Source organism: Flintibacter hominis (assembly GCF_014287965.1).
GTDB lineage: Bacteria > Bacillota > Clostridia > Oscillospirales > Oscillospiraceae > Lawsonibacter > Lawsonibacter aceti.
The window spans coordinates 151,354-177,945 of record NZ_JACOPO010000005.1; the positions used below are offsets into that span (position 1 = coordinate 151,354).

Annotated in this window: 29 protein-coding genes and 1 other annotated feature; of the genes, 9 read left to right on the forward strand and 20 right to left on the reverse strand. The window is 60.1% G+C overall.

What is annotated here, in order from left to right; all coding sequences use genetic code 11:
• The first annotated feature begins 58 nt into the window (after positions 1-58).
• The 8 genes from H8S11_RS09245 to H8S11_RS09280 all read left to right on the forward strand — a co-directional run bounded on the left by H8S11_RS09245 (position 59) and on the right by H8S11_RS09280 (position 8,441).
• On the forward strand, positions 59-1,921 hold the full coding sequence (locus H8S11_RS09245) for a glycoside hydrolase family 13 protein (RefSeq protein WP_186852964.1): 1,863 nt from the start codon (positions 59-61) through the stop codon (positions 1,919-1,921).
• Positions 1,922-2,068: 147 nt separating this feature from the next.
• Complete coding sequence (locus H8S11_RS09250) at positions 2,069-2,878, forward strand: helix-turn-helix domain-containing protein (protein ID WP_186852916.1); 810 nt, start codon at positions 2,069-2,071, stop codon at positions 2,876-2,878.
• Positions 2,879-3,120: 242 nt separating this feature from the next.
• A complete protein-coding gene (locus H8S11_RS09255) occupies positions 3,121-3,771 on the forward strand; it encodes a GntR family transcriptional regulator (RefSeq protein ID WP_186852917.1) in 651 nt (216 codons plus the stop codon).
• A 245-nt stretch (positions 3,772-4,016) separates the two neighbouring features.
• On the forward strand, positions 4,017-4,805 hold the full coding sequence (locus H8S11_RS09260) for a carbon-nitrogen family hydrolase (RefSeq protein ID WP_186852918.1): 789 nt from the start codon (positions 4,017-4,019) through the stop codon (positions 4,803-4,805).
• 23 nt (positions 4,806-4,828) lie between these two features.
• Positions 4,829-5,521, forward strand: a complete 693-nt coding sequence (locus H8S11_RS09265; RefSeq protein WP_186852919.1) for a DUF2848 family protein — start codon at positions 4,829-4,831, stop codon at positions 5,519-5,521.
• Positions 5,522-6,589, forward strand: a complete 1,068-nt coding sequence (gene dctP, locus H8S11_RS09270; protein WP_186852920.1) for a TRAP transporter substrate-binding protein DctP — start codon at positions 5,522-5,524, stop codon at positions 6,587-6,589.
• A gap of 101 nt (positions 6,590-6,690) precedes the next feature.
• Positions 6,691-7,176 carry a TRAP transporter small permease gene (locus H8S11_RS09275; protein ID WP_186852921.1) on the forward strand — a complete coding sequence of 162 codons (486 nt, stop codon included), beginning with the start codon at positions 6,691-6,693 and terminating at the stop codon, positions 7,174-7,176.
• Positions 7,173-8,441, forward strand: a complete 1,269-nt coding sequence (locus H8S11_RS09280; protein ID WP_186852922.1) for a TRAP transporter large permease — start codon at positions 7,173-7,175, stop codon at positions 8,439-8,441. The genes H8S11_RS09275 and H8S11_RS09280 overlap by 4 nt, the downstream gene beginning before the upstream one ends.
• A 39-nt stretch (positions 8,442-8,480) precedes the next feature.
• On the opposite strand, the gene H8S11_RS09285 is transcribed toward H8S11_RS09280, so the two are convergent.
• The 17 genes from H8S11_RS09285 to H8S11_RS09365 all read right to left on the reverse strand — a co-directional run bounded on the left by H8S11_RS09285 (position 8,481) and on the right by H8S11_RS09365 (position 24,094).
• Entirely contained in the window at positions 8,481-8,993 is a 513-nt protein-coding gene (locus tag H8S11_RS09285) for a Gx transporter family protein (protein WP_240286399.1), read from the reverse strand.
• Positions 8,974-9,351 (reverse strand): NusG domain II-containing protein, encoded by a 378-nt coding sequence (locus H8S11_RS09290; protein ID WP_186852923.1) that lies wholly within the window; start codon positions 9,349-9,351, stop codon positions 8,974-8,976. Before H8S11_RS09290 ends, H8S11_RS09285 begins: the two co-directional genes overlap by 20 nt.
• Complete coding sequence (locus H8S11_RS09295; protein WP_366461046.1) at positions 9,348-10,385, reverse strand: FAD:protein FMN transferase; 1,038 nt, start codon at positions 10,383-10,385, stop codon at positions 9,348-9,350. The genes H8S11_RS09290 and H8S11_RS09295 overlap by 4 nt, the downstream gene beginning before the upstream one ends.
• A 33-nt stretch (positions 10,386-10,418) precedes the next feature.
• Positions 10,419-10,661, reverse strand: a complete 243-nt coding sequence (locus H8S11_RS09300; RefSeq protein WP_147572461.1) for an RNA-binding S4 domain-containing protein — start codon at positions 10,659-10,661, stop codon at positions 10,419-10,421.
• Positions 10,662-10,725: 64 nt separating this feature from the next.
• Positions 10,726-11,001 (reverse strand): HU family DNA-binding protein, encoded by a 276-nt coding sequence (locus tag H8S11_RS09305; protein ID WP_147572462.1) that lies wholly within the window; start codon positions 10,999-11,001, stop codon positions 10,726-10,728.
• A 76-nt stretch (positions 11,002-11,077) separates the two neighbouring features.
• Positions 11,078-11,878 (reverse strand): nucleoside triphosphate pyrophosphohydrolase, encoded by an 801-nt coding sequence (gene mazG / locus H8S11_RS09310; protein WP_186852924.1) that lies wholly within the window; start codon positions 11,876-11,878, stop codon positions 11,078-11,080.
• A 97-nt stretch (positions 11,879-11,975) separates the two neighbouring features.
• Positions 11,976-13,811, reverse strand: a complete 1,836-nt coding sequence (locus H8S11_RS09315) for a putative polysaccharide biosynthesis protein (RefSeq protein ID WP_186852925.1) — start codon at positions 13,809-13,811, stop codon at positions 11,976-11,978.
• 72 nt (positions 13,812-13,883) lie between these two features.
• Positions 13,884-15,188, reverse strand: coding sequence for an amidohydrolase (locus H8S11_RS09320; RefSeq protein ID WP_186852926.1), 1,305 nt, complete (start codon positions 15,186-15,188; stop codon positions 13,884-13,886).
• Position 15,189: 1 nt separating this feature from the next.
• Positions 15,190-15,462: a hypothetical protein gene (locus H8S11_RS09325; RefSeq protein WP_186852927.1), complete on the reverse strand. Its 273-nt coding sequence runs from the start codon at positions 15,460-15,462 to the stop codon at positions 15,190-15,192.
• 34 nt (positions 15,463-15,496) lie between these two features.
• On the reverse strand, positions 15,497-16,321 hold the full coding sequence (locus H8S11_RS09330) for a purine-nucleoside phosphorylase (RefSeq protein ID WP_186852928.1): 825 nt from the start codon (positions 16,319-16,321) through the stop codon (positions 15,497-15,499).
• Between the two features lie 10 nt (positions 16,322-16,331).
• The gene (locus tag H8S11_RS09335) at positions 16,332-16,724 is read right to left on the reverse strand and encodes a zinc ribbon domain-containing protein (RefSeq protein WP_186852929.1); all 393 of its coding nucleotides are present in this window, start codon (positions 16,722-16,724) and stop codon (positions 16,332-16,334) included.
• Positions 16,725-16,916: 192 nt separating this feature from the next.
• On the reverse strand, positions 16,917-17,528 hold the full coding sequence (gene lepB / locus H8S11_RS09340) for a signal peptidase I (RefSeq protein WP_240286383.1): 612 nt from the start codon (positions 17,526-17,528) through the stop codon (positions 16,917-16,919).
• 68 nt (positions 17,529-17,596) lie between these two features.
• Positions 17,597-19,849, reverse strand: a complete 2,253-nt coding sequence (locus H8S11_RS09345; protein WP_186852930.1) for an ATP-binding protein — start codon at positions 19,847-19,849, stop codon at positions 17,597-17,599.
• Positions 19,846-20,928 (reverse strand): metallophosphoesterase family protein, encoded by a 1,083-nt coding sequence (locus H8S11_RS09350; protein WP_186852931.1) that lies wholly within the window; start codon positions 20,926-20,928, stop codon positions 19,846-19,848. Before H8S11_RS09350 ends, H8S11_RS09345 begins: the two co-directional genes overlap by 4 nt.
• Before the next feature lie 2 nt (positions 20,929-20,930).
• Positions 20,931-21,707 (reverse strand): TIGR00282 family metallophosphoesterase, encoded by a 777-nt coding sequence (locus H8S11_RS09355; RefSeq protein WP_147572471.1) that lies wholly within the window; start codon positions 21,705-21,707, stop codon positions 20,931-20,933.
• A gap of 361 nt (positions 21,708-22,068) precedes the next feature.
• Entirely contained in the window at positions 22,069-23,490 is a 1,422-nt protein-coding gene (locus H8S11_RS09360) for a glycine--tRNA ligase (RefSeq protein WP_147572472.1), read from the reverse strand.
• Positions 23,491-23,667: 177 nt separating this feature from the next.
• Positions 23,668-23,881: a binding site (T-box leader), on the reverse strand.
• A 39-nt stretch (positions 23,882-23,920) separates the two neighbouring features.
• Positions 23,921-24,094 (reverse strand): ribbon-helix-helix domain-containing protein, encoded by a 174-nt coding sequence (locus H8S11_RS09365; RefSeq protein ID WP_186852932.1) that lies wholly within the window; start codon positions 24,092-24,094, stop codon positions 23,921-23,923.
• 109 nt (positions 24,095-24,203) lie between these two features.
• Here H8S11_RS09365 and H8S11_RS09370 point away from each other — a divergent pair, with 109 nt between their 5' ends.
• On the forward strand, positions 24,204-24,425 hold the full coding sequence (locus tag H8S11_RS09370; protein WP_147572474.1) for a hypothetical protein: 222 nt from the start codon (positions 24,204-24,206) through the stop codon (positions 24,423-24,425).
• Positions 24,426-24,463: 38 nt separating this feature from the next.
• Here the strand turns inward: H8S11_RS09370 and H8S11_RS09375 are convergent, their stop codons facing one another.
• From H8S11_RS09375 to H8S11_RS09385, 3 genes are all read right to left on the reverse strand, one after another.
• Positions 24,464-25,204, reverse strand: a complete 741-nt coding sequence (locus H8S11_RS09375; protein WP_147572475.1) for a DivIVA domain-containing protein — start codon at positions 25,202-25,204, stop codon at positions 24,464-24,466.
• 123 nt (positions 25,205-25,327) lie between these two features.
• Positions 25,328-25,828, reverse strand: a complete 501-nt coding sequence (locus H8S11_RS09380; protein WP_147572476.1) for a cell division protein SepF — start codon at positions 25,826-25,828, stop codon at positions 25,328-25,330.
• A gap of 26 nt (positions 25,829-25,854) precedes the next feature.
• On the reverse strand, positions 25,855-26,580 hold the full coding sequence (locus H8S11_RS09385) for a YggS family pyridoxal phosphate-dependent enzyme (protein ID WP_186852933.1): 726 nt from the start codon (positions 26,578-26,580) through the stop codon (positions 25,855-25,857).
• Positions 26,581-26,592 lie beyond the last annotated feature (12 nt).

Here is a 26,592-nt window from a genome sequence, read left to right on the forward strand (position 1 = left end):
CGGCCCTGACTTCTCTTTCCGCGGTGGGCTCCAGCAAAGCTTTTATCCTATTTCCGGAGTGATCGACTTGACCGACCAGCCTATCTATAACTCCCGGGACTCCCGGTACAAGACGCCCTACGGGGCGGTCCCCTCCGGGACACAGGTCCGGTTCACCCTCCGCCCTGGAAGGGTGGAGGGCTTCTCCCGCGCCACCCTCTCCGCCCGCTTTGAAAGTCGTGGGGATCAGATTGAGTCCCTCCCGATGCTCTGGAGCGGTCTGGAGCTGGATCGGGACCTGTTTCAGGGCAGCCTGGACACTGGGGACTATGTGGGGCTGGTGTGGTACTCCTTCCTGCTGGAGCGGCTGGATGGAGGCCGCCAGGAACTGGGCCCCTATCAACTCACCGTCTATCAGGCGGAGGAGGTCCCCTCCTGGTTTGGAGAGGGGATGACCTATCAAATCTTTCCGGACCGCTTTCTCCGCTCCCGTGTCCCCGATCCCGCCGGGATGGTAGGAGGACGCTGGGTCCACCAGGATTGGGAGGAACTGCCTGAGTGGCGGCCTGACCAGCGTGGAGAGATCCGGAACCGGGACTTTTTCGGCGGCGACCTGCTGGGCGTCATGGAAAAGCTGGACTATCTGAAGGGCCTTGGAGTGGAGACCCTCTATTTTAACCCCATCTTTGAGGCATCGGAGAACCATCGTTACGGCACCGCCGACTACGACAAGATCGACCCCATGCTGGGCAGCAATCAGGACTTCTCCCGGCTGTGCGACGAGGCCCACAGGCGGGGGATGCGGGTGATGCTGGACGGGGTGTTCAACCACACCGGCTATGTCAGCCGCTACTTCAACGGGGACGGCTTCTATCCCGACGTGGGGGCCAGCCAGAGCTGGGACTCCCCCTACCGCCCCTGGTTCAATTTCATCCAGTGGCCCAAGAAGTACGAGAGCTGGTGGGGCATTTACTCCCTGCCCGCCGTCAACGAGAGCTGTCCCTCTTACCGGGACTTTATCTTCGCCGGGGAGAACAGTGTGGTCCGCCGGTGGCTCCGGGCCGGAGCGGACGGCTGGCGGCTGGATGTGGCCGACGAGCTGCCCGACGACTTCGTAGCGGGCATCCACCAGGCCGCCCGGGCAGAGAAGCCCGACGCCCTGGTCATCGGCGAGGTGTGGGAGGACGGCTCCACCAAAGTAGCTTACGGAGTACGGCGCAAGCACATTCTGGGCGGCCACTGTGACGGGCTGATGAACTACCCCCTGCGCAACGCGATCCTTGCCTTTTTCCGCGGCGGCGGAGGAGAGCACTTCGTATCGGCCATGGAGACCATTCGGGAGAATTATCCCCCCTCCGCCTTCTACTCCGCCATGAACTCCCTGGGCACCCACGACACCCCCCGCATCCTCACCCTGCTGGGGGCAGGAGGGGAGTACCGGGATCAGTCCAGAGACTGGCGGGCCCACTTCCGTTTGTCCCCTAAACAGAGGCGGCGGGGCAAGGACCTGCTCCGGGCGGCGGCCCTTCTGCTGTTCTGCTTTCCCGGCTCCCCTACCGTGTACTACGGAGACGAGGCAGGGATGGAAGGCTTTGAGGACCCCTTCAACCGCCAGACCTACCCCTGGGGCCGCGAGGACCGGGAGCTAGTGGACTGGTTTCGGGCTCTGGGCGCCCTGCGCCGGGACCACCCCGCCCTTCGACGGGGGGACATCCGGTATGTGGCCGGCCAGGGGCCTCTGCTGGCCTTCACCCGGTCGGCGGCAGGGGAGACCATCCTGTGTGCCTGCAACGCCGGGGATGGGCCCGCCGCCATGGAGCTGGGCTTTCCCAGGGAATTGACGCCCCTGCTGGGCCGGGCCCATGTGGACCCCGGGGAGGAGGGGCCCACCCTGACTATCCCCCCTCTGTCCGGCGCGGCCTTCCTGGTCCACGAAGGCTGAAAGCCTTGAGGCCCAAGGGGGCAACCACAGATTGACAACTTGTCAGGGACGGATGGTAGACCCCATTCGTCCCTTTATGCTATGTTTTTCACAGAAAAAAGTTGGGGGCCTGCGAGCCTGCCATATTCTGAACAGGGAGATGAGAACATGACCCTTGGCCAGCGTATTCAGGCGTTGCGAAAGCAGCACGGCCTGTCCCAAGAGGGCCTGGGGGAGAGGCTGGGTGTCTCCCGACAGGCTATCTCCCGCTGGGAGATGGACGGGGCGGTCCCCGAGGTGGACAAACTCATCGCCATGGCCAGGCTCTTTGGAGTTTCTTTGAACCAGCTTTTGGGGGTAGAGGAGCCAGAACAGCCGGTGTCGGAAGCAAAACAGGTGTCTCATGGCAGGCGGTCCCGCCTGCTGGCCGCCCTGTGCGCCCTCCTTTCCGTGGTTTTGGCAGTATCTCTGGGCTTCAATTTTTATTATCGCTACCGGGTCCTCATGATCCTGGACCCACCTCAAGCCCCGTCTGCCCCCGTTCAGCAGGTGTTGTATGCCGTCCGGCCTGACTACGAAACCATGACCTATGACCTAGCGCTCTCCCTGACGGAGAATGGCGGGCTTAGGGGCTATGACACCCAGGTATCCCTCTTTACAGTCCTTCCGGAACAGCCATCCTATCAGGATGGAAACACCACAGTCATCCCTGCTCCCTCTTATCACCAGGAGGAATTTCCTGTCGCCTTCCGCAACAAAACGGCCACTCTGGTCCTGGAAAACCTCCCCTTCCGCTATCATAAAGCCGCCGTCATCTCCCTAACCTACTCCAAGGGGGAACTGGAGGGGACCCACGCTCTGCTGCGGCTGGAGCCCACCGGACGGGGCATTGACTGGATCATAGAGGCGGGCAGCAGTTCCTTCGGCCAACACCCTCCCGAGATCAAAGAGGAGCCGGAACTCTTAGCGCTCCAATGACCCCACCTCCCTGGTCGGCAACGATGAGCCGGCAGTGTGCTCCGCCCAGACGACACGTTGCCGCCCTACTGAGCTTCTATAAAAGACTACAATTCTCTACAAAAGTACCTATGGAAAGAGGAAAGCATCGGTTTCTTGACAAGGTCCTCCATCTAGTATAATATTTTACTGTGACGGCAAGAGTATGCGGAACTGACCCTTGCCCGTCAAGAGGAAGACGTTACTTCTGGAGGATGAAAACATTGATTGAAAAGCAACTCCCTTACAAATATAAAGTATATGAGATCATTAAGGAGGATATCCTTTCCGGGAAGTATCAGGCTGGAGAAGAACTGAACGAGCGAGAGCTGGCCGAGACTATGGGGGTCAGCCGCACCCCTGTCCGTGAAGCGATTCAGATGCTGGAACACAACGGCTGGGTGAGTATTGAAACTTACAAAGGGGCGGTCATTCGCAGCTTTGGTAGAAAATATCTGGCTGATTTAATGAAAGTCCGTACAGCTCTGGAGTTATCCGCTGTGGAAGACGCGGCCAAAAATATTACTGACGAAACTTTCGCCGCTATTGAACAGACCTATCAGCAGCAGGTCGCAGCTATGGACTCCTCAAACAATCTGGATTTCGCCCAACTTGACCGCCTCTTTCACCAGAGCATCTATGAGCTTAGTGGCAACAATACCCTAATCGACCTGTTAGGCAACTTGAACGATATGATTTTTGTCACCGCTACCAAGGCTTTGTCCGGCGCGCCTCGGCGCCAATCTACCATTCGAGAACATGCCGCAATTTTGGAGGCGCTGCGCTGCCGGAACGCGGACCAGGCAGTCCGGGCCATGAAACTCCACATGGAGCAGACTCACTGTAATGTTCAGCATAACACCTCTATAGACTGAATCTTTTTTATATGGCAGCAGACACACGGCAGGTCAAACCCCTGTCGTGTGTTTTACTTCGTATGTTGATAGTTTTATACAAAAAAGCAAATATTCTTTCGTGAAAATCTACAATCATGCAAGAAAGGCTGCGTAATTCTTGACAAAATAATGCCCTGCGTATAAAATCTATGTTGGAATTTTGAATTTGGTATACAAAATTCAAAATTACTGTTCTCAAGTTTCTCAAAAAGGAGTTATGAGATATGAAAGTCAGTCTGATCCAGATGGATATGAAGTTCGCCTCTCCTGACGAGAATTTCGCCCACGCGGAAGAGCTGATCCGTCAGGCGGCCCAGAGCCACCCAGATGTGATCACCCTGCCGGAAACCTGGAACGTAGGCTTCTTCCCCAAGGAGAACCTGGCAGAACTCAGCGACAAGGACGGCGCCCGTGTGAAGGAGACCTTCTCCCGTCTGGCTAGTGAGCTAAACGTAAACATCGTGGCCGGCTCTGTGTCTAATGTCCGGGATGGCAAGATTTATAACACCGCCTTTGTCTTTGACCGCAAGGGAACCTGCGTCGCCGAGTACGATAAGACGCACCTGTTTTCTCCCTCCGGCGAGCATGAATACTTTCAGTCCGGAGACCATACCGTCCGGTTTGAGTTGGATGGCGTCCCCTGCGGCTTAATTATCTGCTATGATGTCCGCTTCCCGGAGCTAATCCGTACCATTACCGTCCAAGGAATCGACGTATTGTTTGTCGTGGCCCAGTGGCCCTCTCTGCGCCGCTTCCATTGGCAGGCGCTGAACCAGGCACGGGCCATCGAGAACCAGTGCTTTGTAGCCTGCACCAATTCCTGCGGCACCGCTGGAGAAACCAAGAACGCCGGCTACTCCGCCGTCTACGACCCCTGGGGCGAACTGGTCGGCGGCTGCGGCCCTAATGAGATGATTCTGACCACCGACATGGATTTGAACATCATCAAGGGGATCCGCAGCAGCATCAATGTGTATAGGGACCGCCAGCCCGGTCTTTATCAAGTCAACTGACTTCATAGATACGGAGGATTGACATGAGCAAAATCAATTTTACTCTGGAGAAGGCAAATGGCAGTGAGGCTCTCGAGCTGAACTATGAGCGTGTCTTCGCCATCGGCTATGCCGGACGCAACATGGAAAAAACCATGGAGCACATCAAGGAGCTGGAGGAGCAGCTGGGTGTTCCCGCCCCCAAGCGCATCCCCACCATCTTTCAGTGTGGCAACTACACCCTGACTCAGGAGAAGGACCTGCACTTTGTGGGCGAGAAGACCTGTGGTGAGGTGGAGTACGTCATTATCATCAAAAACGGCAAGCGTTACATTGGCGTGGGCAGTGACCACACCGACCGTGCCCTGGAGAGCGCCAGCGTTCCCAAGTCCAAGCAGGCCTGTGCCAAGCCCATTGCCGTCCAGGTCTGGGACTATGAGGATATGAAGGACCATTGGGATGGCATTAAGCTGCGCTCCTATCAGACTGTGGATGGCAAAGAGATCGCCTATCAAGACGGTACTTTGGCCGACATCCTGCCCCCCGACCTCATCCTGAAGGAGCTGGACGAGCGTGTAGGCGGCATTGACAACGTGGTCATCTTCTCTGGCACCGTGCCCCTTTTGAATGGGTTTACCTTCGGCACCAATTTCCGTTATGAGATGGTGGACGAAGTTTTGAACCGCAAGATTACTTCTGACTACAACGTAATCGCTATTTCTGAGGAGGAAAGATAAATGAAAAGAATTTTGAGTTTCGCCCTGGCCGCCGCCATGACACTTTCTCTGGCCGCCTGCGGCAGCACGAACGGCGGGAGCTCCGCCGGGAACACCTCCAGCGGCGCCAGCAACACCAACTCTGAGGGTAAATCCTACACCCTGAAGATCGCCACCACTGGTAACGAAGATCACCAGTCCACCATCGCCGCCCGCGCCTTTGCCGAGAAGGTCGAGGAGCTCTCCGGCGGCCAGATCAAGGGTGAGGTGTATCCCAACTCCTCCCTGGGCAGCGAGCGTGAGGCCGCTGAGGGCGTGCAGATGGGTTCTCTGGAGATGACTGTCGTGACCACTGACGGCACTCTGCCCAACTGGGTGCCTGAAACCCAGGTCCTGTCTATGCCCTACCTGTTTGAAACCAAGGAAGAGGCCTACTATGTGCTGGACAACTTCCTGCAGGACGAGTTTGCCCCTCTGTTCGAGGAGCAGGGCATCAAGCACCTGGCATTCTGTGAGCTGGGCTTCCGTCACTTCACTACCAACGGCAAGGAGATCAAGTCCGCCGCTGATCTGAAGGGCCAGTCCATCCGTGTTCAGGAGGCCACCATCTGGTTCGCTCTGGCCGACGCACTGGGCTTTATCGCCACCCCCATCGCTTTTAATGAGCTGTACACCGCTCTGCAGCAGGGCACCGTGGACGGCCAGGAAAACCCCATTGCCTCTATTGCCACCTCCGCTTTTGGTGAGGTCCAGAAGTATATGTGCATGGACGGCCACACCTATGGTGCCGAGAGCATCATTATGAACCTGGATCTGTACAACGGCATGACCCCTGAGCAGCAGGCCTGGGTGGACGAGGCTGCTGCCTATGCCAGAGATACCCAGCGCGCGGCCGTTGACGCTGTTGAGGCCGAGTACCTGCAGCAGATCAAGGACGGCGGCACCATCGTGTGCGAGGATCCTGACATCCAGTCCTTCAAGGATGCCACCGCTGATATGTACAAGCTGCCTGAGGTGGCTGAGCTGGTCGATCCCTCTCTGACGGAGGCTGTCATGGCCAAGGTCGCCGAGTTCAACGCCAACAAGTAAGCCTCTCCCCGGATCTATTTCGGGAATCGGCCTGCAAGACGATGTCCGGCGCAGGCAGAGCCTGCGCCGGACGTTCCTTTGTACTAAGGGAAGGAGAAAATATGAAAGTAATTGACCAAATCGTCGACTTCCTTGCACGGCTGGTCATGGGCGTCAGCGCTATCGCCGTCTTCGGCGTTACCTTTGCCCAGGTCCTCTGCCGCTATGTTTTGAAGTCCCCCCTACCCTGGAGCCAGGATATCCTCCGCCTTGCCTTTACTTATCTAGTATTTTGGGGCGCCGCCTGGTGTGTCCGCGACAAGAACCATCTGAATGTAGACGTAATCCTTACCTCTCTGCCCAATAAGGTCCAGAAGGTAGTGGAAATAATAATTAACTTGGTTCTGTGCGGCTTCTTTGTTTTTTTGATTGTTATTGGCTATCAGTTCGCAATCGGCGGTATGCGCCAGACCACCTCTTATCTGCCCCTGCCCATGACCGCTTATTACGCAAGCATCCCCAGCGCTGCCGTGCTGATGTTGTACTACATGATCAAGAATATTATCGGCCAGTTCCGTAACTTTAATAAGGAGGAGGAAAAGAAATGATTTATATTCTGTTGCTCTTTGTTCTCTTCCTCATTGGTATTCCTATCTGCTTTTCCCTGGGGCTGGTTTCCCTGGGTGGCATCGTTGCCGGCGGTTATCCCCTTACCGTAGTCATCCAGCGCCTGTTTACCGGGGCTGACAGCACCGCACTGATCGCTATTCCTCTGTTCATCCTGGCTGGCGGTCTGATGGTACAGGGCGGCATTTCCAAGCGTATTGTCGACTTTGCCGATGCCCTGATTGGCCACCTGCCCAGCGGCCTGGCCTTGGTGAGTATTTTAGCCTGTATGTTCTTCGCCGCCATTACTGGTTCCGCCATTGCGGCTACCGCGGCAATCGGCGGAATTATGATGCCCATCATGGAGAAAAAGGGTTATGAAAACACCTTTTCCGCTCCTCTAATTGCCTGCGGCGGCTCCATCGGCCCCATCATCCCCCCCTCTATCCCTCTGCTGCTCTATGGCACCATGGCTGGCGTCAGCGTGGGCAAGCTGTTTATCGGCGGCTTCATCCCCGGCATCATCATGGGCGTTGGACTGATGATCCTCAGCTATTTCATCGGCAAGAAGCGCCACTATGTCGGCCGTGAGACCCGCGCCTCTATGAAGGAGATTCTTTCCACCGGTAAGGATGCCATTCTGGCTCTGATTATGCCCATTATTATCATTGGCGGTATCCTGTCCGGTGTCTTTACCGCCACCGAGTCCGGTGCCATTGCCTGCGCCTACGCCCTCATCCTGGGCATCTTCGTCTATCGTGAGCTGAAGCTGAAGGATCTCTTTGGCCTGTTCGTTGACTGTGCTAAGTCCACCGGCCAGGTGTTGCTGGTGGTGGCCTGCGCATCTCTGTTTACTTGGATCATCACTGTGGCCCAGGTACCTCAGATGGTTAGCTCCTTCCTGTCCGCTACCATTAGCAACAAGTATGTTCTGCTGCTGGTCATCAACATCGTATTGCTCATCGCCGGCACCTTTATCGACACCACCAGCGCCTTGGTCATCTTTACTCCCCTGTTCCTGCCCCTGGTTCAGTCCATGGGTATCGACCTGATTCACTTTGGCCTGGTTATGGCGGTAAACCTGACTATCGGTATGTGTACTCCTCCTCTGGGTGTGTGCCTATTTGTGGCTGGATCCATTGGCCGAGTCTCCTTGAAGGAGCAGATGAAGGACCTGCTGCCTATGCTGGGTGTGTTGCTCATTGTTCTGATCATCATTACCTATATCCCTGGTACGGTTACCTTACTGCCCAATCTAGTGGGTTAACCTTATAAAAAACTCCCGACACGTTGTGTCGGGAGTTTTTTAATGTATTTTCTCCAAATGTCGGATGAGCACCTGGGCACATAGGCCGGTAAACAGACCGGCCGCCGCGCCGGCCATGACCAGATAGGGGAGATAGGCCAAAACCGCCCAGGTCTTCATTACTCCGGCTGCCACCAGGAGCTGGCCCAGGTTGTGAAATATGGCAGCCACAGGACTGCACAGCCAGATCTGGTCTCTGGAGAGGACCCTTCTCAGCAGGCATAGGGCCAGCCAGCACAGCAGTCCGCCTCCGGCGCTGTACAACAATGTACTCATCTGTCCGGAGAACACCGCGCCCAGGAAAACCCTGGCGGACAGCACCAGCAGGGCATCACCGGGCCCCAGGACAAACATCACATACACGGTGACAATATTGGCCAGCCCCAGCTTCACTCCTGGAATCGGAAGCGGCACGGGGATCTGGGCCTCGACCATAAAAATCGTCAGGGCGATAGCGGTAAATAGGGCCAGCAGAGTAAGCCTGCGGGCCCCCCTAGCCGGTGGCCGCGTCAAGGCCGCCACCCCCTCCTGTAATCTCGATGATAAGCTGATGGGGCAGGCAGACGATGGGTACCGTACCGTCGGATATGGCGCCCTGGTCCACACAAACCTGGTCGGGACAGTTGGCCTGACTGATCCGGATACGCCCCCGCTCCACCTGTACCGTATTTGTGCCGCCCGCTCCGTCAGACAGTACAAAGGAGTAGGGCGCGGACACCTTGTCCAGCTCTATCTTTTGGAGCACCTGTCCATGCTGGGTGATAACAGCCACAGGGGCCTCGGGGCGTTCCTGCTTCAAGAACACCGCCAGGGCAGAGGCAACTACCGCTGCCCCAAGCAGGGCCAGGATGATCTTGGTATTTTTATTCATGACAGCACCTCTACCTCCCGGTCCTCATAGCCCTGCGCCAGAGTAAAACTGTCCTTTAGCCCAGAGGTAAGGGCCAAAGAGCCGTCCTCCAGAATAAAGAGGGCCTCAAACTCCAGTTCGGGGTAATCCCGCCAAAATTGTGTCCCCCGCTCCAGTCCCATAACGAACAGAGCGGTGGACAGGCCGTCACATGCAAGGCCGGAGGGGGATACTACTGTGACCGAGAGCAGACCGCTTCGGGCTGGAGCAGCGGTGGCCGGATCAATAATGTGCCAGTAACGCACTCCATCCCTCTCAAAGTACCGCTGATAGCCGCCGGAGGTGCCCATGGCCTGCCCCTCCAGCTCCAGAACGCCCAGATAGCCCTCTCCCTGGGGATCCTGGATTCCAATGCGCCAGGGAGAACCATCGGGCTTGGCTCCCAGGGCCAAAATGGTGCTCTGGCCCAGGTCCAGCAGGGCGGAGGTGATGTCTCGCTCCTGGGCTAGCTTGGCCAGACGGTCAGCCGTGTATCCCTTGGCCACAGCCCCCAGATCCAATTTCATCCCATCGGGCAGGGAGGCGCTCTCCTGGTCCAGGCTCACTCGCGTATAGTCGATATGGTCACCCAACTCCTCCAGCTCCGCCTGATTGGGTACTCGGTACTCCCCGGTGGTAAAACCCCATGCCTCCACCGCGGGGTAGGCTGTGATATCCAGCGCCCCCCCGGTGAGGGCACACAGCTCCAGAGCGGCGGAGAGCAGTTGGGCCGTGTCAGGAGAGAGGTACGCCTGTCCCGCTTCATTAAGGGCAGATATCTCGCTGTCTGGGGCAGTGACGGACAGCAGGTCCTCCAGTTCATAGACCTCCGCCACCCCCTCCTCTAGGGCCTCCCGTCCGCTCTCTCGGTCCTGCCCATGGTAGGTCAAGGTCATGACCGTATCCATGGCAAAGATTCGGCTTTCCTCCTCGACATCCTCCACCTGGCAGCCTGCCGGCAGAGAGAGGAACAGCCCCAGGACCAGGGCGGCAGTCCATATGCGCGTTTTGACCACAGAGGTCCCTCCTTTTCCTTCTCCGCTCAGGCTTTACAGAACCTCACGATACATAGCCGCCGCGTCGCTTTTCCCAACATTATCGGCCACCACCAGCACCTCTACCTTGACAACGCGCTCTCCAAAGCGGAGCTCCAGGATGTCTCCTGCTTTTACATCATAGCTGGCCTTCACTGGACGGCCGTTGGCGACCACCCGGGCATTGTCACAGGCCTCATTAGCCACGGTGCGGCGTTTGATGAGGCGGGAAACCTTCAACCATTTGTCCAATCGCATAGAATGATCTCCTTTACGGAAAACGGGGACGCTGTATACAGCGTCCCCGTTCTATTTACGGAACTTACTTGGACACAGCATCCTTCAGAGCCTTGCCGGCCTTGAAAACAGGGGTCTTGGAGGCGGGGATCTGAATGGTCTCCTTGGTCAGGGGGTTGCGGCCGACACGTTCAGCGCGGGCCTTAACCTCAAAAGATCCAAAGCCGACCAGCTGTACCTTCTCACCGTTCTTCAAAGAGTCAGTAATGGCGTCGATGGTGGCAGTAATGGCGGCCTCAGCGTCCTTCTTGGACAGCTCGGCCTTCTCAGCAACAGCAGCAATAAGTTCGGTCTTGTTCATGGTGGTTTTCTCCTCCTGTGAATTTGGGCAGCGCCAGCGCGCCGCCGCCGTGATTATACTTAAATCCCGGGGGATGTTAAGTCATCGAAGTGGAGTCGCTATCCCGCTTTGCCTGTGCCCAGAACCGCTCCAAATCAGATAGCTCCATCTGGGTCATCGGCTGCCCGACCAGCTCTTCTGTCCGGCGGAAGCGCCGGATAAATTTTTCACAGGCCGCGTGGAGTGCCAGCTCGCTGTCCAGTCCCAGAAACCGGCCGACCTTGACTGCAGCGAACAGCAGATCGCCCAGCTCCTCCTCCACGTTGGAGCCCTGGGCCGCGGCCGTCTTCAATTCTCCCAGCTCCTCGGACAGCTTGTCCAGCGCCGGACTGATATCCGGCCAGTCGAATCCCGCCTTTTTGGCCTTGTCCTGAATTTTCTCCGCCCGCATCAGCGCTGGCAGAGAACGGGCCACACCATCCAGAGAATCAGCGGCGGTCTTCTGTCCTTTCTCCTCCCGCTTCTGCTTCTCCCAGGCGGTAAGAGCGCCGTCCGCATCCCCGGCCTCTACAGTGCCAAAGACATGGGGGTGGCGGAATACCAGCTTCTTGCAGATGCCGTCCACCACATCGTCAAAGGTAAACAGCCCCTCCTCCTGGGCCATGCGGGAATGAAACACCACCTGAAGCAGTACGTCGCCCAGCTCTTCCTTCAGGTTGGCTGTGTCCCGGTTATCGATGGCTTCGGCCACCTCATAGGCCTCCTCCAGCATATTGCGCCGGATGGACTGGTGGGTCTGCTCTCTGTCCCAGGGGCACCCCTCCGGAGCGCGGAGCAGCTCCATGATGCGGAGAAGGTCCTCCATGGAATAGTGGTCCATACACTGAAAATTTACCACAATTTCGCTTCCTTATCAAGTCATTTTATATATTTTCAAGTTTTTCAGGAAAAATACCTAAAATCTTTGAAATAATGCCACATTATGGAATTTGCGCTTACAGCCGGAGCAACCGGGCCAGCTTATCCCCCTTGGGCATCAGGGACAGGTCCTCCCGTGAGATGGCCCGCAGGGCCACCACCAGCACCAGATAGACCACCATAGCCACTCCGATAGCCGCCAAGGTGGCCACAGCGTTGCCCATCCTGCTGAGGACCGCCTCCGTCCCCCCCTCGGGGACCGCACTGAGCAACCGGGCCAGCACACGGTAGACTACCCATGCGGCTCCGCCCATCAGAGCGGAAGCTGCCAGCGGTTTAACAAAAATAGGCAGATACCGGGGCCTCTTGGGGATGACCCGGGAAATAATAAGCAAGTCCAGCGCCAGGCATAGGCCGAAGCACAGAATATTACCCGCCGGTGCGCCGAAGATACCGACTTCGGGCCGGACCACCAGGTTATAGTTGGTCACGATCTTCAGCACCCCACCCAGCACCATGACCAACACGGGCAGGTTGACAAACCCATGGGCCTGGAGGATGGAGTTGCACACCAGCATCATACACACAAAGACAGTAGCCAGGCCCAGAGTGGACAGCAGGGGACCAGCCAGATCCGGGTTGAGCTTGGTAAAAAGCAGCCGCATGATAGGCTGGCCCATGACGAACAGGCCCACTCCCATTGGGAAAGCCAAAAGGGCGGTGATGCGTAGAGCGGAGCCAGTGATCTTGGCGCTTCCCCGGCGGTCCCGGCGGGCCAGCGCGCCAGAAACGGCTGGGATGACCGAGGCAGTGATGGCAGCCATAAGGGAAGTAGGCAAATTATAGATATTCAGCGCCCCGCCATAATTCCCGTAGAGGGTCCGGCTCACATCCTGCACCGCGTCGCTCAGGGCTTGGGCAGCGGCCGGCGGGGCCTCCAGGGCCATCTGCTGGGTCAAAGAGGCCATGTTAGCGGCGGCCCCAGCAGCCAGAGTTTCCTTCCATGTGTTCAGTGCGTTCTCCAGGGCGCCAAAGTCCACAAAGTCGGCATACAGCGCCCAACTGGCGGGGTCCTCCACCAGTGCCCGCTGAAGCTGCCCCTGGACCAGCGAGGAGTCGATGACCGTAACGATGCCCACCATAGAGGAGCTGAGGGTGATTGGAATGGCGATGCGCAGGATATCCTTCAAAATACTGCCCGCGCCGTCTGGCACATCTCGGGACAGCCGGGGCTCACGGGCCCGGCCAAAGCCGTAGCTGAGCAGCATATAGGCCAGGGCCACCACAGTACCCACCGTCACGCCGGTAATAGCGCCGGCAGCGGCCACATGGGCGGGCTGCCCCGCCTGAATCAGCCAGTAGGCCAGGGACAGGCCGATGACCAGCTTGCAAAGGGCCTCAATGATCTGGGAGATGGAGGTGGGGGCCATGTCGCTGTGTCCCTGGGAATACCCCCGGAAGGCGGCCAGACAGCCCACGCACACTACGGCGGGAGCCAGCGCCTTGATGCCGGCGGCGGCCTTGGTGTCGTTCATCATGGCGGCCAGCGTATCGGCCTTGAAATACATCACTAAAAAGGAGATCAGACCCAGGGACAAAAACAGGAGCATCGATACCCGAAAGGTCTTGCGCATCTGATTGTGGCGACCCAGGGCACTGGCCTCGCTGACCAGCTTGGACACGGCCACAGGCAGGCCGGCAGTGGAGATGGTCAGCAGGACCGCATAGATATTATAGGCGTTGGTAAAGTCGGTGTTCCCCTGCTCCCCAATGATATTGACCAGGGGGATCTTGTAGAACATACCGATGAGCTTGACCACCAGGATGCCCACAGCCAGGATGGCCGCTCCGCCAAAAAAGGTATTTTGTTTCTGACCGCTGATCCGGCGGGGGGCGGTATCTCGTTGGGACATAGGCAGCCTCCTTTATGCTGGGCACAGAGAGGGGAGAGAGCTCCGCTTTCCCACCTCTCCGTGGGTATCGCTTCATATGCCAAAGATTCGGGGCAGGGCGTAGCCCTCCACCTCGGCCCGGATCTTCTCCAGATCCAGGGTGAAAAATTCCCCCTTCTCATATATGACCTTCCCCCTGGCCATATTCATGACCACGTTGGAACCTCGGGCAGAAAAGGCCAAGTTTTCCACCGCGTCGTGACAGGGGAACAGGTTGGGGGCGGAAAAGTCCACCAGGATCAGGTCGGCCGTCTTGCCGGGGGCGATGACTCCGGTATCCAGGCCCAGGGCCCTGGCCCCATTGACCGTGGCCATCTCCAGGGCCTGTTGGGCCGTGACCGCCTCCGGGTCCAGGCCGACTCCCTTGTGGATGAGGGCGGCCAGCTTGATCTCCTCAAACAGGTCGTGACTGTTGTTGGAGGCCACCCCGTCGGTCCCCAGGGCCACGTTGACCCCGGCCTTTAGCATCTGGGGAACTCGGGCCACGCCGGAGGCCAGCTTCAAATTGGAGACCGGGTTGTGGACGGCGGTGATGTGTTTCTGGGCCATGATGTCCATATCCTGGTCAGACACCCAGACACAGTGGGCGGCGATACCCCCCCGCTCCCACACTCCGTATTGGTCCAGGAGGGCGACGGGGGTTTTCCCATATTTCTTCCAGCAGTTCTCATGCTCTGACTGGGTCTCAGAGATGTGGACCTGCATCCCTAAGCCATGCCTCCGGGCAAAGTCAGCCGTCCACTCCCACAGTGAGGGACAGGAGGTATACTCCGCGTGAATGGATGCGTCCACTAGGATCTGCCCCTCACCGGCGCCATGCCACTCCTCCACCAGCCGAAGCTGGTTTTGGCAGTCGCCGCACTTGTCAGGAGAAAAGTCCTCCGGCGCGCCAAAATAGACCCCGCCGCAGGACAGATTGGCGGAGATGCCCGCCTCCAGCACAGTTTTGGCGATGGCGTCGGTGTACATATACATATCCGCGATACAGGTAGTGCCGCTAGCAATCATCTCGGCCAGCCCCAGAGCGGTGCCCGCGGCAACGCATCGGGCATCCAGCTTGTCCTCGGCCGGGAAGATATAGTCGTTCAGCCAGTGGTACAGGTCGTGTCCGCCGCCGTATCCCCGCAGGAGGGCCATGGCCACGTGAGTGTGGGCGTTGACCAGGCCGGGCATGAGCACCTTGCCAGTCCCGTCAATGACCCGGTCAAACTCCCCCTGGGGGCGGGCAGTACCCACCGAGGAGATTTTTGTGCCCTCCACCGCTACAAAGGCGTCTTTCAGGACCGGCTGGGCCGAGTCCATGGTCACAGCGGTGACATGTTCCAACAACAGTGACATATCAGATCCCTCTCAGTATCGCTCTGGCCCAGTCCAGATCCTTCCGGCGGACATAGAGCTTATATTCCACCCAGGCCCCGTCGTTCATACCGAAGGTGCCGGTGCGGCCCCGGCTGCTGCCGCCGCACAGCCCCTCCCACATAGTGGGGCTGGTCAGATCCTTGCTCCGGTAGATATAGTCGAGCCCCGCCCCCTCCAGGGTGTCGCGCACCTGGTTAAAGCGGCTGAGGTCATAGGTCAGGAACAGCTCTGCGCGGTTGAAGATCGTAATCATGGACAAAGCCACCTTTCATCGCCGGGCAAAGAGATCACATCTTCCTCAGACACGCCCGCACCAGACCGGAGAACTTTTCACGGGCCGCCTCGCCGGCCTCCAGCACCTCCTGCTCGCTGAGAGGCTGGTCCAGGATGCCGGCAGCCATATTGGACAGCAGAGTCAGGCCCAGCACCTCCATGCCACAGTGGCCGGCCACGATGACCTCCGGCGCGGTGGACATGCCCACGGCGTCGCCCCCCAGGACGCGGGCGGCCCGGACCTCTGCCGGGGTCTCATACTGAGGCCCGTAGCAGTAGAAGTAGACCCCCTCCCGCAGAGGAATGCCCAGCTCCTGGGCCGTCTGGCGGGCCAGCTCCCGGAGGCGGGGGGTGTACAGATGGGAGGCGTCGGGGAATCGGACCCCGAACTCGGGCAGATTTTCCCCCCGGAGGGGAGACTCGGAAAACATCTTGATGTGGTCGGTAATGAGCATCAGGTCCCCGGCCTGCCAGCTGGTGTTGACGCATCCGGCGGCATTGGTGGCGATCAGGGTGTCACACCCCAGCAGGCGCAGCACCCGGACGGCGTAGGACACCTCCTCATAGGAGTAGCCCTCGTAGTGGTGCGTTCGGCCCTGCATGACCGCCACCCGCTGCCCCTCCAGAGTGCCGAAGACCAGCCGCCCCTTGTGTCCCGGCGCGGTGGATGCCTTAAAGTTGGGAATATCCAAGTAGTCGATGGCGACGGCACCCTCCACCTCGTCCCCCATATAGCCTAGACCGGAGCCCAACACCATGGCCACCTTGGGGATAAAGTCTCCAAGGCGGTCCCGGATCGCTTTGGCGCTGGCCCGGTATTGCTCCATCGTATAGCCCATGGCCCCCTCCTTACAGAGAGGCGCCGCAGCTGCGGCAGAACTTGTCCCCTTTACCGCAGGGCGCGCCGCAGGTGGGGCAGCTGCGGGACTGGCGCAGGTCGGCGATGCGGGATTTGACCTCCTCCACCTTGGCCGCGGTCTCATCGGCCTCGGCCAGCAGCTCTGTCACCGGGTCTCCCTCAGGGGTCTGGCCCCTGTGGGTGTCATACATCACCTGGCCCAGTCGGCGCAGGATGTCGTTGAAATCTCCGTTCAGATCAAAGAGCTGGACATTCAGCTTGGCCACGTCCACCATCTGGCCCGCCTTCTTACCCGCCACCCTGGCGGTGTCGGCGGCGGCGTCGGCGGCCACAGAGGCAGTGCCGCGGATCTTATCCAGCAGTTCCTTCACCTTGTCGTCCATACTATGCGCTCCTTTCCCGCATCTGTATTTCAGTTTCGTCAGAGGGGAGGAGACCACTCTCCACCCGTGACAGTTCCCTGTTATTTTACACCAATCCCCCTGTGATTGCAACAAATCCCTGTGCAGCCGGCGGTTTTCCGTAAAAAATAGCCCGCCCGCGCCGGGCGCGGACGGGCTGAAGCCGATATTCCGTTACAGGGGACCGATCTTGGAAGGGGGCCACAGGCCGCACACCACCTTGCCCAGCACATAATCCTCGTCGATGGCGCCCAGCCGGGCATCCCGGCTGTCGGTAGACTTGTTCCGGTTATCTCCCATCACAAAGATAGAGCCCTCAGGCACCTCCCAGTGGGTCTGAACTCCCGTGGAGTCGTAGGCGGAGGGGGTATAGGGCACCCCCATAGGCTCTCTGATATAGGGCTCGTCCAGAGCCACCCCGTCCACATAGACCGTACTGGTGCCATAGTCGATATCCACGGTCTGACCGCCGGTGGCGATGACCCGCTTGACGATGGCCTTGCCCCCTAAAAACTCAGCCGTGGTCTTGTTGACAACCACGATATCCCCCTGCTGGGGCTGGTAGCCCAGGGACCAGACCAGCATCATCTCCCCGTGCTGCAGGGTGTTGTTCATAGACTCTCCATCCACCCGGGTCAGACGGCCCAAGCAGGTAAACAGCAGCACCGCGGCCAGGACACAGCCCATCAGCATCTGGAGCCACTCATACAGCTCCGACCCCAGAGGCCGCACCTCCTGGGGCTCCTCGTCCTTCTGGTCCAGGAACTGATCCATCTCTTCTGACAAAGGGTATCCCTCCTTCTGTATCACCGTGAAGCCCTGCTATTATAGCCGCTTTTCCATCCAAATTCAACTTATAATTCCAACCGGGTAACCGCAGACGTCCCCTCCAGGGCAGCCCCTTCCCGGCGCTGGCAGGTAAAGAGGAGGACCTGCTGCTCACGGGCCAGCTCCTTCAGCAGCTCCAGCGCCAGGACCATCCGCCTGTCGTCAAAGGCGGCCAAGGCGTCGTCCAGCAGGATGGGGGGCTTCTCAGGCAGACATAGGCCGCACACCGCCAGCCGCACCGACAGGTACAGTTGGTCCGCGGTCCCTCGGGACAGGAACAGCGCGTTTCTAGGCGACACATCTTCTATCCGGGCGGCAGCACCCTCCAGCTCCCGGTTCAGTGCCACCGACTGGTACCGCTGCCCGGTGAGCCGGGCCAGATACTGGCCGGACAGCCGGTTCAGCTCCGGGGAGAATCGCTGCTGGAGCTGGGCGTTGGCCTCTTTCAGTGCCTCCAGCGCAACAGCCAGGGCACGATATTCCTCCTGTCGGCGGTCTAGTTGTGCTGCCAACTCCTCCCGACGGGCAGCCAGGGCCGCCGGATCGCCCACCGCCTTCCGCTGTCCCAGGGCCTGATTCAGGTCCTGGTCAGTCTGGGCCAGCCGGCGCTCCGTCTCCGCCAGGGCCCGCTCTGTTTCCTCCGGTGTCCGGGCGGGGGGCTCCGCCTCTCCAACGGGTTCAGGCAGCCCGCCTCCCTGGGCCTCTAAGTCATCCAGACGGCGGCGGCGCTCCTCCACCCGCTCCCGCGCCAGGGACAGCTCGTGGTCCAGATTCAGCCCTCTGGACAGGGCGGCGGAGCAGCCGAACAGGTCGGTGACCTGGGGGGAGAAAGTGTGGACAAAGTCCAACAGGTCCGTCCGGCTGTTGTCCCGGCGGGCCTGCCGGTCGCTCAACGTTCCCCGGATGGTCCGAACCTGGCGGGCCGCCTCTTCCGCCGCCTGGCACCGCCGCCGGTAGTCCTGGGCCAGTTCCTCCAGCTCCTGGGGGGACTGCACCCGGTACCGCTCCAGCAGCTTGGCGCACCGGTCCTCCCAGGCCCGTCGGCCGGTGTGGTTGACAAACCCCGCCATCAAGGTGAGCAGAAAGATGAAGCCCCCGGCGTAGAGGGGATAGGACAGCAGTTGTCCCTCCCGGACCCCGCCGACCACACCGGCAATCAGGGCAAACAGCAGGCCCAGAGCAGGGAACAGCTTGGACGCCATCCCCTTGACCCGCGCGGTGGCCAGACCGGTGTTGTAGTCGGACAGGGCCTTCTGGACGGCCTGGACCCCCTCCTCCCAGGTCATGCCAGGAAAGCGGTCGTCCTGGGCCGCGATCTGTGCCTGGACATAGACCTCCTCCGCCTCCTTCCGGGCCGCCTCGCCCTGGCGCAGTTCCTCGTCCAGCACCTTCAAATATTGCAGCTCTCCCTGTGCCTTCTTCAGCAGGTCCTTGTCGGGCAGCGGGCCGTATTTGGCCGTCTCCCCCTCCAGGGTGGCCAGTTGGCTCCTGGCCGCCTCAAGCTCCTCCCTGGCCTGGGCAAAGCGCCGGTCCAGCTCTCGCTGGGCCAATCGGCGGTGGGTCGCCCGCTCGGCGGCCAGCAGGTCTCTACGGGCGGACAGGGCGGTCCGCTCCCCCTCCAGCAGGGCGATGCGGCCGGACAGCTCCTCCAACTGCTCCAGGGCCTGGTCCACCTCCCGCAGCTCTCCCTCCAGCCTGGGGATCAGCCCCACGCTTCGGTTGACCTTTCGGCGGTTGAGCCACTCCCGCAGCCTCCCCTCGGTCTGGGAGTAGGACACGTCCTCCTCCCCGGAGGACACCAGCGCGGCAATACGCCGCTCCAGCTCCGGGGCCGCTGTAACCGCCAGATCTCCACCCGATCCAATGAAGGCCGACCGCTCAAAGACCTCCCGTCCCACACCGGTGAGCAGCTCGCCGCAGTTGGCGGCAGTCAGGCCGGGGACCGCCTCCTCCGTCCCGGTGTAGACGGCGGAAAAGGCCCCGAAGGGAGCGCTGCCCTTGGGACCCCGGCGGAGGGTGATGTCCCGGCCCTGCCACTCCAGGTCCATAGTCCCCTCCATGGGGGCGCCGGACCAGGGCTGATACCGGTTCTTGTCCGCCAAATACCCCTTTTTATCCCGGTCCCGGGTATCGATGCCATAGAGCATAGCCTTCCAAAAGGCGGCCCAGGTGGATTTGCCCCCCTCGTTGGGGGCATAGATCAGATTTAAGCCATCCCCCAGCTCCAGCCGGGCGTGGTCCAGCTTGCCGAAAGTGGCCGTCATGGATCTTATCTTCATAGGGACACATCCTCCCCGCCCTCCAGGGCGGCCAGGCCGAACCGGGCGGCCATCTGATAGGTCCGCTCCTCCGGCTCCTCTTGACATTTTGTCCACATGGCCCGGAGAAAGAGGCCAGTCAGGGTGTCCTCCTCCCGCCGTTTCCACAGGTCTGTGGGCAGTCTTGTCTGGTCCCGGAGGGTCAGGCCGTAAAACCGGGGAGCCAGTTCCCGCTCCAGCGCCGGCAGATTTGGGCTCTCTCCCTCGCCGGTGAGCACAATGCGGTAAATGTGCTCGCTGGTGTCCTGGGGCAGGGCGGCCAGTACGGCCTCCAGCGGTTCCTTTCCCGTAACATCCACCGGCAGAATCTCATACTGGCGGCGGCCCAGGGGGAGGAGCTGGGCCTGGGCCCGGCCCTCCTCCAGCTCTACATAGAGCACGCCCTTCTGTCCCAGCTCGTCAAAGCCGCGGCCCTCCGGGCAGCCGGGATAGGCCCAGAAGGTCCGGCCCGCCCGCCGCAGGCCGCTCCCCTGGTGGATATGGCCCAGGGCCAGGTAGTCCAGGCCGCTGGTCTCGATCTCGGCGGGGGAGAGGGGCCCATACTCGCTCTGGGGCGCCGTGTCGCCGTGGACGCACATGATCTGCACACCCTTCCCCTCTGGGGCCCGGAAGCCGGCCAGCGGGCTGTCTGTCTGGCGGCTGTCATAAAAGGCCCGGCCCCAGACCGTGCAGCCCAACTGGGGCAGCTCTACCGCCTCCATCTGTGGGGAGGAGAAAATATGGACGTTTTCCGGCCAGTCCAGGGTGGCGTACACCGACCGGGGGGACCAGAAATCGTGGTTTCCCGGAGAGAGGAACACCGGGCAGGGGATGTCCCCCAGGGCCCGGGCCAGGGCCTGGGCCGTCTCCTGAAAGACCCGCTCCGAGTCCAGCAGATCTCCGGCCAGCAGCACCAGGTCGGCCGCCCTCTCCCGTGCCGCCTGGGCCATGCGGCCCAGCAGCTCCCTCTGCTCTCCCCGCCGCCGTGCCGCCTGGTCCGGGGAGAGGCCAGAAAAGGGGCTGTCCAGGTGGAAGTCAGCCCCATGGATTATTCTAATCATGATTATTCCTCCAGGTCCGCCCGGCGGACCTCCACGCACCGCTTCTTCTCCGTGTCGATGGTAAACAGGCAGGCGTTGAGCTTGCAGTTCCCCTCCGCCTCCTCATACCGCCGGGGCAGTCCTCCCAGGAACAGATTGATGGAGTGCTCCGGCCGTATGCCCAGCACGGACCGCTTGGGACCTGTCATTCCAAGGTCGGTGACAAAGCCCGTGCCCTTGGGCAGGATCTGGCAGTCGGCGGTGGGCACATGGGTGTGGGTGCCCCAGACGGCCTGGACCCTCCCATCCAGATACCAGGCCATGGCCCCCTTCTCGCTGGTGGCCTCGGCGTGGAAGTCTACCAGGGCCAGGTCGTAGTCCTGCCCCCGGAGGAGGAAATTGGTGGCCTTAAAGGGGCTGTCCAGGTTGGGGTTCAGCTCCACCCGGCCCATCAGGTTCAGGACAGCGACGCGCTGGCCCTGGCACTGGTATATCCCCATTCCCCGGCCCGGCACCCGGCCGGCGTAGTTGGCCGGACGGAGGATATGGGGGTCCTTGTCCAAAAATTCGCCGATCTGGATACGGTTCCAGGTGTGGTTGCCCAGGGTGATAACGTCGGCCCCCGCCTCCAGCATCCGCCGGGCCTGGGCGGGGGTGATGCCCACACCAGAGGCGTTCTCCCCATTGACCACGGCAAAGTGGGCCCCGGTGTCCTCCCGCAGCTCCCGCAGCCGGCGGGCCAGGATATCCTGGCCTCCCTCGCCCACCACATCCCCCACGGCCAGTATCTTCAACAGCATAACAAAGCCCCTCCTCCAAGTTGGTACCACTTCTATTCAAATGGATTATACCGTATCCCAGGCCGGTCCGCAACCACCGGAGGCAAAAGAAAGCGCCGCCCATGGAGGTCATGGGCGGCACGGAGGGCCTGATTGCGGGGCGGAGGGGCAAATCAATAGGCCAGCTTCTCCTCCAGCCAGCCCTTCAGCCCGCTGATGGGAACACGGACCTGCGCTCCCACACAAAGCTCGCTTTGTGTGGGGCCCCAAGGCAATTAAAATCCTCGGACGGAATGGATCCGCCCTCCGGAAATTCTCCCTGCGGTCGAATTTTTAAACCGCCGCTTCAGCAGGCGGCATGGAGCAGGTGGCGGCCGTCTGCTTAATAGGCCAGCTTCTCCTCCAGCCAGCCCTTCAGCTCGCTGATGGGAACACGGACCTGCTCCATGGTGTCCCGGTCCCGGATGGTAACGGCGTTGTCCGCCTCATCGGTGTCGCTGCCCACGGTCTGGAAGTCCACAGTGATGCAGTAGGGGGTGCCGATCTCGTCCTGCCGGCGGTAACGCTTGCCGATGGAGCCGGCGTCGTCGTAGTCCACCATGAAATACTTGGACAGCTCGGCCTGGATCTCCCGGCCCTTGTCGGCCAGCTTCTTGGACAGGGGAAGCACGGCGCACTTGAAGGGGGCCAGGGCAGGGTGGAGGCGCAGGACAGTGCGGACATCGTTCTTCTCGGCATCCACCACCTCCTCGTCATAGGCGTCCACCAGGAAGGCCAGTGTCACCCGGTCGGCGCCCAGGGAGGGCTCCACCACATAGGGGATATAGTGCTCGTTCTTCTCCTGGTCGAAGTAGGTCATGTCCTTGCCGGAGGTGTTCTGGTGGGCGGTCAGGTCGAAGTTGGTCCGGCTGGCCACGCCCCACAGCTCGCCCCAGCCGAAGGGGAATACGAACTCAAAGTCAGTGGTGGCGTTGGAGTAGTGGGACAGCTCCTCCGGGTCGTGGTCCCGCAGGCGTAAATTCTCATCCCTCATGCCCAGGTTCAACAGCCACTGATGGCAGAAGTCCTTCCAGTAGGCGAACCATTCCAGCTCGGTGCCGGGGGTGCAGAAGAACTCCAGCTCCATCTGCTCAAATTCACGGGTACGGAAGGTGAAGTTTCCGGGGGTGATCTCGTTGCGGAAGGACTTGCCCACCTGGCACACGCCGAAGGGCAGCTTCCGGCGGGTGGTGCGCTGGACGTTCTGGAAGTTGACAAAGATGCCCTGGGCGGTTTCGGGGCGGAGGTAGACGGTGTTTTTTGCGTCCTCGGTAACACCCTGGAAGGTCTTGAACATCAGGTTAAACTGGCGGATGTCGGTCCAGTTGTGCTTGCCGCAGGAGGGGCAGGGGATGTTGTGCTCCTCCACAAACTCCTTCATCTGGGCCTGGCTCATGGCGTCCACGCTGTGGCCCAGGTCAAAGCTGTTCTCCTGGCACCAATCCTCGATGACCTTGTCGGCGCGGAAGCGTTCCTTACACTCCTTGCAGTCCATCAGGGGGTCGGAGAAGCCGCCCACGTGGCCGGAGGCCACCCACACCTGGGGATTCATCAAAATGGCGGCGTCCAGGCCCACGTTGTAGGGGTTCTCCTGAACGAACTTCTTCCACCATGCCTTTTTCACATTGTTTTTCAGCTCCACACCCAGGGGGCCGTAGTCCCAGGTGTTGGCCAGTCCGCCGTAGATCTCGCTGCCGGAGAAAATGAAGCCCCGGCCCTTACACAGGTTGACGATCTTCTCCATGGTCTTTTCGGTGTTTTTCATGATGCTTGCTCCTTTTTCTTTGTTTTTTCGTTGAGAAGAAGACGGTAGGGCGGGGGCTTGCCCCCGCCCCCGGCACAGGACATGAACCGATAGAACGGCGGGGGCAAGCCCCCGCCCTACCAGGATCATGGGTTCTTCTCATGGCCCAGAGCAAAAAAAGCGCCCCGAGCCCTTTGGGCTCAGGGCGAATATGTTACAAATATCCGCGGTTCCACCTGAATTCGTGTCTGGCTGACACGCGCTTCGTTCCCGGTAACGGCGGGGGGACCGGCGGGCCATTTCCTGCCCGCGCTCCAGAGGCGCCTTCCCTTCGCGGCTTTGGAGGATTTTCACCAGCCATCCTCTCTCTGAAGCCCCGCCGCTGGGTACTATTCTCTGTCCTTGCTTTGAAGCGTATTGTATGACAGTTTTTCCCCGTTGTCAAGGGAATTTACGGTTTTTTCGCCCCGTCAGCCCCGTTTTTTTCCATCCGCTCCAGATGGGCCTTCAGGAGCAGATTGATATAGCTGGACAAAGAGCGGTCCTCTCTTTCAGCCAGACGCTTTGTCTGCTCCAGTATTGGGTCATCTAATGTAATTGTCACAGATTTTTTTAATGGCTTCATCGTACCACCTCATTGTGGAGATAATACTATTATTTATGGTAAAGTACGATTAATTCATGTTGATTAATGTCAAATAATGTAGTATCATGTCTATCAAGAGGTGATGCATATGTATTCCAATGATTTTGAAGCCGCCTTCTCCTGCTTTTTAGAGCGGAGGGACTATGACGAGGCGGCGAACCAGATGTTCACCCTGGCCCGTCTGGCCTTTGCCGCTGGATGGCAGGCGGCGGGGGGGACCCCGCCTCAGGAGGAGCCCATCTTTACCCTCCTCCGCGGCGGCGCGGAAGATGGACAGCGTGAAGCGGCCTCTCAGCCGGAAATCGGTTGAGAGGCCGCTTATTTCACACCGGACAAGTCCGGCTCTCTTCATTTGATCTCATAGTCTCGGCCGAACTGGAGCTCACCGAAGTTAATGCGGCTGCCCCGGACTGGGGGCAGATCCTCCTCATCTTCGTCCTCCGCCTCGCCGCCCGACACGGGGCCAAACTCGGCGGTATCCTCCAGATCCTCAGGCTCCTCCTCCGCCTCCTGGCGGGCCTTCAAATTCTCCGCCGTGGCCTCCAGCATGGCCTGGTTCAGCAATCGCTGAACATTGTCGTCTATCTCGGACACCGTTTCCTCCACCGGATCAGGGGCCGGCTGGGGCTGGGCGTCGGGACACATCTCGCCCAGCTGGTCCAAAAATTCCTCCTGCTTGGCGTGGATGGCCCGCAGCTTATCCACAAAGGCGGCGGTGGCGTTCTTGGCCTGCTGAAGCCGGAACTCCTCCGCCTCCACCTCCTTGGTAATGCTCTCCATACGCTGGCGCGCTTCGCCCTCCGCCTCGTGGATCAGGGCGGCACGCTTCTGCTCCGCCTCCCGGACCAGATCATCCGCCCGGCGCTGGGCAATCATAAAGGCCTGCCGCATGGCGTCCTCGGTGGCCCGGTACTCCTCCACCTTGTCGGCCAACACCTTCATCTTGCTTTTCAGCACGGCGTTCTCGCTGTACAGGGCGGAGTAATCCGCCGTCAGAATATCCAAAAATTCGTCCACCTGGGACATATTGTAGCCGTTGAAGGTGGCCTTTTGAAAGGCGCGCTCAGACACTTCCTGGGGCGTAAGCATAGTGTGATCCCTCCTAAAATCTTTCTACTGCCAAAAGGGAAGCGGGCCGACGGGTATGCCGGCCCTTCCAATTTACGGCGCTTGCCGCGCCGCCCCATCCGTGACGGGGCTTGGGCGGCGATCTCAGAAATATAGCCCGTTGTTCTCCAGTTCGTCGATCAGGTCGCCCAGGATATCCACGTTGTAAGGGGTGATGATATAGGTGGAGATGGCCACCTTTTTGATCTTGCCCTCGTTGGCGTAGGCCACGCCGGACAGGAAGTCCAGCAGGCGGCGGGCGATCTCCTTGTTGGTGGACTCCAGGTTCAGCACCACCGTTCGCTTCTCCCGCAGATGGTCGGCGATGGCGGAGGCGTCCTCAAACTTCTCCGGTTTGACCAGCACCACCTGGAGCTGGGTCGCCGCCCGGATGTTGACCACCTTGTTGCTCCGGCGCTCCTCCTCCTGGGAGGAGCCGTACAGGGTGTCCACATTCCGGGAGGACCGCTCCAACCGCTCGGGCCGCTCCCGGCGCTCTGCCCGTGGGGCGGGGGCGTCGAAGTCGTCAAAGCCATCAAAGTCGTCGTCGGGCTCCTCGTCCTCATAGGGGTGGGCCAAACGCTTAAATTCGTCAAAAAGTCCCATCACACGTTCCTCTTTTCTTCAGCGCGTCATTTGTGTATGTCCGTCCGGGGCGTGCCCATGGGAGGCCGGGGCCCAAACAGGGCGGTGCCCACCCGGACAAGAGTAGATCCCTCGGCGATGGCGTCGGCGTAGTCGCCGCTCATCCCCATGGACAGACAGTCTATACTAGCTTGATTATCCGACATTTTCTCCTTTATGTCAACAAAAAGCTGTCGCATGGCCTGAAAATATGGCCGGTTGGAACCAATTTCCAGCGAGACCGGAGGAATAGCCATCAGGCCCCGGAGCCGGACATGGGGAAGCTGGGCCGTCAGCCGGGCCAGCTCCTCCGCCTCCTGGGGGGAGCAGCCTCCCTTGCTCTCCTCGCCGGCGATATTGACCTCCAGCAAGATGTCCTGGACGATGCCCAACTTCTCCGCCTGGCTGTGGATGGCCCGGAGTAGGCGCTCCGAGTCCACCGAATGGATGAGCTCCACCTTTCCCACCACCTGCTTGACCTTGTTGGTCTGGAGGTGGCCGATAAAGTGGACCCCGGCCCCCTCATAGGCCCCGGCCTCCAGGTGGGCGGTCAGCTCTTGAACCCGGTTTTCCCCGCACACCTGGACCCCGGCGGCAATGGCCGCCCGGATGGTTTCGTCCGTCTGTACCTTGGTGGCGGCGCACAGGGTGATCTCACCCGGCGTCCGGCCGGCGTCAGCCGCCGCCTGGGCGATTTTTGCCCGCACCGCCTGAATATTTTGTGCCAGCTCCATAAAATATGACCT